Source organism: Helicobacter sp. T3_23-1059, assembly GCF_053654515.1.
Map to the genome: position 1 here is coordinate 60,207 of NZ_JBSIUV010000011.1, position 6,000 is coordinate 66,206.

Below are 6,000 nucleotides of genomic sequence, written 5' to 3' on the forward strand. Positions count from 1 at the left end.
GCATTATAATCAATAAAAATAAAATTGCGCGTGATTCTTAAAACTTATCAAAATATGCGTAATAATGAGAGAGATTCGCTTATTTGGGATTTTGAAAATGCTTAAAAACTGCAAGTAAATTTTTGGATTTTGGGTTTTGTGTGGCGTGATTATGTAGTATTTATATATTTTTGCATAAATAGATTTAATATATCCATAAAAAGCTATTGGTAAATGTATCTTAAATGACTTGTGAAATAAATGTGAAAAATCTTGGGCAATGATGCAAAATGTAATGTTTTAAAAGTCGGCAAAAGAAGCAAGGCGCAAAATCTAGCGCATTTTTTTAAGTCGAAAATATCTAAATGCCCTTGCAAATGGCATCTTTTGCACATAATACATACACGCCACAAACGCCACTCCCCCACCTACAAACCCTACAAACTCCACACCCACTCTCTCGCACACCACCCCACCGATAAACGCACCACTGCCAATGCCTATATTATAAATGCCCGAAAAAATCGACATTGCCACAGCACTCGCCTCTGGGACGGAGGCTATGGTTTGGGATTGAAAGACGATATTAAAACACGCGATGGCAAACCCCCAAAATCCACATAGCAATATCACTAGCCACAACGAATGCGCGATAAAATATAGCGATAGCAAACTCCCCACCACGCCAAAAAGACATAGATTTACAAAGGCTAAATGATGCTTGTCATAATACTTTGAAAATGCTATGCTAGCCAAAATCCCACTCCCTCCAAATACGATAAGCGCGTAAGTAACCGCGCTATCTTTGATTTCTTTTGCTAAAAATGGCTCGATATAGCTATATGCGCAAAATTCTCCCGTGATAAAGATAAGCGTTAGGATACAGATTTTGCGAAATGCTGTGTTTGCAAAAAGCGTAGGGAGAGTCTTAAAAGAGATATTTTGACTAGATGGCATAGCAGGAAACACACGCCAAAAAAGCACCAAAATCAAAAACGCCACCACTCCTATACACGCAAATGTGCTACGCCACGCAACATAAAGCCCAATCACTCGCCCGATAGGAAGCCCTGCTGTGAGGGCTAGAGAGCTGCCCGCTACGATAAATCCTAACGCCATACCGTGCTTGCCTCTAGGGGCGACTTTTATCGCCATAGGCGAGGCTATAGACCAAAAAAGCGCGTGAGATAGCGCAACCCCTATGCGAGAAATCATAAGCATAGTAAAGCTCACAGAAATCGCTGATAGCGCGTGGCTAAGCACAAAAACGATCATCACACATAGCATAAGCCTGCGAAGCTCTGTGCGCGAAAAACTAAGCATAAGTGGCAATGAAGCTAGGGCTACTACCCACGCATAAATAGTGATAATCCACCCAGCCCCAGCCTCGCTCATACCAAAATCACTCGCTATTGCGCTTAAAAGCCCTATGGGGATAAACTCGCTTGTGTTAAACACAAATGCTGCGCACGCAAGACTAAGCACAGGAAGCCACGAAGTAATGCTAATATATGCGCGTTTTTTTTGCATCGGTGTCATTTGGGAAACCTTTTTTGATTTTGCATAATCGCAATTATATTGAATGTTTTTGTTGGATTTTATTGATTTTGGTAGGGATTGTAAATCTTTGATTTTCTTTGTCATATTGAGGCTTTGTAAGAAACTAAAATATCTCTCTTAATTGTCATATTGAGCGCAAGCGAAATATCTCTCTTGTTGTTTTTAGATTTTAGAGATACTTCGGCTTTTAGCCTAAGTATGACAAAAAATAGGCTCAATAGTATGACAAAGATTTTTTTGATTCCAAAATTTTATCCACGAGATTTTCAATCTCATCGGCGATTTTTTGGTTTTTTTTGTGATTTTTGGGATAGGGATTTTTACATTTTCTTTATATCCATTGCCAACCCGTTTTATCTAACTTTGAAAAATTTGTAGCTAAAAATTTCAAATTTTCATTATACTTTTTGCTTCATCAAACACAAAGGATAGCAATGCAAGATTTTAGTAATTTTAGCAAAGATAAGATTTGCGAACTATTTTCACATAGGCGCATTTCAAGCTATGACAATATCAATCAGCATTTTGAAAATTTTGCACTAATAGGCTCAATCGCTGAAAATCTAGGCATAGCAGAAGTGCTACTGCGAAACAAAATCGATTCTGTGATGAGCGGGATAGATTTGGCGTGGCTTGATAATCTTCCTAACGACATAGAGCTAGAAACGCCCAAAGAGCCAAATCTCGCGCGCGATAAAATCATATCGATTCAAAGTTTGGGATTTTGGGTGAGAGTTGCGGAGCGTTACAAGATTGAGAGCAAACTTTTTGAGAAAGCATTTTTGGATAATTTGGATTTTAAGCGGTATTATGTAAGAAATGTCAATGATTTTAAGAATGGCTCAAAAGTAAGATATTATCAAAAGGCAAATTTGCTTTTGCATTTACTGCGCAACTTACGCAATCGTGCATTTCATTTTGAAAATCTCTATAAGCTAAATAACTACAACAAGCCACGATTGAGTGCAAGATTTAATAATCCAAAAATTGTAATAAACCTTGAAACTGCTAAGATACAGGTATTTTTGAATGATTTGATAGATGAGTTATTAAAATGAAGTTTTAAGAAGGTAGGGGAAAACGGCTCCCCTCGAACACAAACGGATTATTGCATAAAAAAACTTAAAATATTCTTAGTTTTTAATGTGTTTTAGATTCTACGATTTGCATTTCATTAGAATCTAGCTCGTAGAGGGCATAGACTAGCGAGTCGATTTGGGATTGTAAGTCCTACACATACGCTTTACATCTAGGTTTTTGTTATTGACCCACGCGCCTGTTATTATTTTATTAAATCATTTTTTAGATGGGTATTATAGAGTTTCGGCGTGCAGTTTTTTGTAAAGAAAAAGTCAATAAAATAAATAAAATCGTATAGATTAAAAATACAAAATTTAAAAGTATATTTTCCTGCTTGTCTGCAAATAGACTTGCCACACCAAAAATCAAGTTTGGATTATGTGCTACAAGCCATGCACAAGGTAATAGGTTTATTAAAGCAAAAAATCCTAAACGCTTTATTTTGTCAAGCACGAGGAGGCTTAAAGAAATACCAAATATAGCCCAAGATATAGCATACCACATTATATTATTGTCAAAGTCCTTTGTAAAAAATAATGTCGTGGCAAACATACCTATTAAAACAACAAGCCAAGAAGTAATTTTAAGTAAATCTGTGTGATGTTCTGAAATGACACGATAAAACTTTAATTGCCATAAATCTATCCAATCTTTGCTAAATATTTTTGGTTTTTGAGAATTTAGTTCAATTTCTTTAAAATATAGTTCAATTCTGTGATAATTTGAAGCATCTAAAAGATTGTTTTGCAAAATCAAAACATTTTTAATTGCTCTATACGAATCTCTTGTTTCTTTTACAATGCTTTTATTCTCTTTATTTATATCCATAAATTCTACAACATTTTTTACTGTAAGTCCTATAAAATCAATCATCTGTGGATTGACAAAGCAAGAAGAAGCAAATATTGGAATATACTTAAATGTAGCATTATGAAAACTCGTCCTGTTGCAAAAATTAACACTCACACAAACAAAGTCTTTTTGAAAAACGGAGCCACTAAAGTCTATTTGTTGCTGAAAACTACAATTAAATATGTTTATGTTATTGTTAAAAATGCAGTGAGACAAGCTAATATCTTTGGATAAGTTACAATATTTAAAAGTTACGCTATTCTCAAATATAGTAAAAAATTCGTTGGTTATATTAAAAAATATGTCTATCTTAAAATCTCTACTAAAACTGCTTTTATAATTTGTATTTTCACCCACAATAACAACCTTTTTCTTAAATATATAAACATTTTTTAGATTAGGTTTATCAACTTTTTGTTTGACAATAAAATCATTTAACGATTTATCATTATTCTCTTTTTGATAGTCCATAATTCCTTGTGGGGTTATCGAATGTAGGTTAGGTATTCCATTGCTATTATATTGAATGACTATGGACTCATCCTGTGTATTGTAAAAAATGTTAATCTTTTTTTCTTGCTTATTACTCATTTTTATCCTTATATGATTAAAGTTTCAATTAAATCTAAGTTGTATAACTTATATACCAACTTATCTATTTCCTTTGCTAACCACTTTGTGTCTGTGTATTTTATTTTTGGATTTCAAAATCTTATCCACTAGATTTGCGACTTTATCGTTTTTTTTTTGTGATTTTGTGAATCTAAATTTTAATTTATAGATATGTTTAGTTTCTATGATTTTTAATATTGCCAAGTTTGACAAGAGAGGCGATAATCGCAGGGATAATCGATACCCAAGCAAGTGATTTATCTTGCAAGGCAAGATAGGCAAATAGTAGCAAACTCCCCACGATAAAAAATAAATGCTCCCAAAGATACAAACCCTTGCAAAACACAAAACCAGCGCATATTGCTACCTCTATCTTTTTGCTCTGTTTTTTCTAACTCAACGATTTATTTATCCATTTGCATTTTGTGTTCGGTAGCTTTTTCTAGTAGATTCATAGCTCTGTCTGCCAAAGGTTCAGGCAATTTCCCTATCGCATCAATTTCATTTCCCATAAAAATATTGTTTTGGATATTGAGTTGATTTTGTGGCTTTGTGTTATTTTGCGAATGGTTGCGCTTCGTAGGATTCTTATTCATTGAGATAAGTCTTTGTTATATGTTGCATTGATTTTGTTATAAGATTTTGCTTGTTTTTGTTGGATACTTCGCGCTATCTCGCCGTATTCTTTGGGTGCATTTGGGGACTTTATCGCTCCAAATCCGCTCAAAAATCCCTCGACAAAGCCATTTGTATAAGCATTCTTATTAGAATCTTTTTTATAGGATTTATAAATCAAAAAGCCTATTCCAGCAGTAATAAAGCCAAATAAAAACCATTTTAGTTCGCTCATAAACATACCTTTAATATAAAATTTGGCAATTATAGCATAAATATTTATTCGATTATCTTAATTTCATTGGAATCTAGGGCGTAGAGTGTATAGACTAAATCATCAATTTGGGATTGTAGCGTGGTTAAATGCTTTTAGCAATGGTTTCAGATGTGGTTTGCGGGTTTAAATTTTAAAAGCAAAATGCAAAGTCATATATTTAATCTCCCAAAATCTCAAATAATTCTTTGATAATCTTTGGGTGCAGTGTTTTTCCGCTGTGGTGTGGCAAAACCATTCGTTTGGAGTCTTTTTTGTAGATTCTATGACTTCCCTTTTGCCTATCTATCACAAAGCCATTTTGTAATAGCAACGCCTCCGCTTCTTTGGCGGTGAGTTTGGGTAGCTTATCGCCCAAGTGCTACCTCGATAGGCGTTATCATCGATTCCTTTGCGACAATGCTTTGGATTTCTCTTGATTCCAAACTCTCCAAATATAGCTCGATAGCTTCTTTGATATTTGCCCGTGCTTCCTCAAAACTCGCCCCCTCGCTTACGCACCCTTTTAGCTCAGGCACGAACGCAAAGTAGCCGTTTTCGTCCTTTTGTATCACTGCGTTTATTAGCATAGCTGTCCTTTTGTGTAAAAATTTCGTGCAATTTTAGCATAAATATTTATGAGTTTTTGATTATGCCAATCTCGTGGGAATCCAATCCATAAAGTTTATAGACTAGCGAGTCGATTTTGGATTGTAAATCTTTGATTTTTGTGTCATATTGAGGTTTCGCAGAAACCGAAATATCTTTGTTGTCATTTTGAGCGGAGCAAAAAATCTCTTTTGTTGATTGAGATACTTCGCTTTCTTGTGAAAGCTCAGTATGACAAAGATTTTTTGCCTCCAAAATTTTATCCACGAGATTTTCAATCTCATCGGCGATTTTTTGGTTTTTTGCCGTTATTTTTGGGATAGGGATTTTTTCTACAAATATTTTACTCATTTCATAATCATTTGCTCCCAAAGTTGCACCAATTTGTTTAAAATACCAAAAATTTAATTTAGAATTTAATAAACCTGTTAAATATTTTA

Annotated in this window: 9 protein-coding genes and 1 pseudogene; 1 reads left to right on the top strand and 9 read right to left on the bottom strand. The window is 34.3% G+C overall.

Annotation, left to right across the window (positions count from 1 at the left end):
* Window positions 1–312 precede the first annotated feature (312 nt).
* Together ACWIX0_RS04825 and ACWIX0_RS04830 are read right to left on the bottom strand one after the other, a co-directional pair.
* Window positions 313–1,518, bottom strand: coding sequence for a sugar transporter (locus tag ACWIX0_RS04825; RefSeq protein ID WP_454172422.1), 1,206 nt, complete (start codon window positions 1,516–1,518; stop codon window positions 313–315).
* Between the two features lie 101 nt (window positions 1,519–1,619).
* Window positions 1,620–1,757 carry a hypothetical protein gene (locus tag ACWIX0_RS04830; protein ID WP_454172424.1) on the bottom strand — a complete coding sequence of 46 codons (138 nt, stop codon included), beginning with the start codon at window positions 1,755–1,757 and terminating at the stop codon, window positions 1,620–1,622.
* Between the two features lie 216 nt (window positions 1,758–1,973).
* Between ACWIX0_RS04830 and ACWIX0_RS04835 the strand changes: the two genes are divergently transcribed.
* Window positions 1,974–2,597, top strand: a complete 624-nt coding sequence (locus ACWIX0_RS04835; protein WP_454172426.1) for a hypothetical protein — start codon at window positions 1,974–1,976, stop codon at window positions 2,595–2,597.
* A gap of 244 nt (window positions 2,598–2,841) precedes the next feature.
* Here the strand turns inward: ACWIX0_RS04835 and ACWIX0_RS04840 are convergent, their stop codons facing one another.
* From ACWIX0_RS04840 to ACWIX0_RS04870, 7 genes and pseudogenes are all read right to left on the bottom strand, one after another.
* Window positions 2,842–4,062, bottom strand: coding sequence for a hypothetical protein (locus ACWIX0_RS04840; protein ID WP_454172427.1), 1,221 nt, complete (start codon window positions 4,060–4,062; stop codon window positions 2,842–2,844).
* Between the two features lie 196 nt (window positions 4,063–4,258).
* Complete coding sequence (locus ACWIX0_RS04845; RefSeq protein WP_454172429.1) at window positions 4,259–4,414, bottom strand: hypothetical protein; 156 nt, start codon at window positions 4,412–4,414, stop codon at window positions 4,259–4,261.
* 73 nt (window positions 4,415–4,487) lie between these two features.
* Window positions 4,488–4,679, bottom strand: coding sequence for a hypothetical protein (locus tag ACWIX0_RS04850; RefSeq protein WP_454172430.1), 192 nt, complete (start codon window positions 4,677–4,679; stop codon window positions 4,488–4,490).
* Window positions 4,676–4,933: a hypothetical protein gene (locus tag ACWIX0_RS04855; RefSeq protein WP_454172432.1), complete on the bottom strand. Its 258-nt coding sequence runs from the start codon at window positions 4,931–4,933 to the stop codon at window positions 4,676–4,678. Before ACWIX0_RS04855 ends, ACWIX0_RS04850 begins: the two co-directional genes overlap by 4 nt.
* Before the next feature lie 199 nt (window positions 4,934–5,132).
* A complete protein-coding gene (locus tag ACWIX0_RS04860) occupies window positions 5,133–5,330 on the bottom strand; it encodes a type II toxin-antitoxin system HicA family toxin (protein WP_454172434.1) in 198 nt (65 codons plus the stop codon).
* Entirely contained in the window at window positions 5,320–5,541 is a 222-nt protein-coding gene (locus tag ACWIX0_RS04865) for a type II toxin-antitoxin system HicB family antitoxin (protein ID WP_454172436.1), read from the bottom strand. The genes ACWIX0_RS04860 and ACWIX0_RS04865 overlap by 11 nt, the downstream gene beginning before the upstream one ends.
* A gap of 46 nt (window positions 5,542–5,587) precedes the next feature.
* A pseudogene (locus tag ACWIX0_RS04870) lies at window positions 5,588–6,000 on the bottom strand (Eco57I restriction-modification methylase domain-containing protein); the annotation flags it as partial.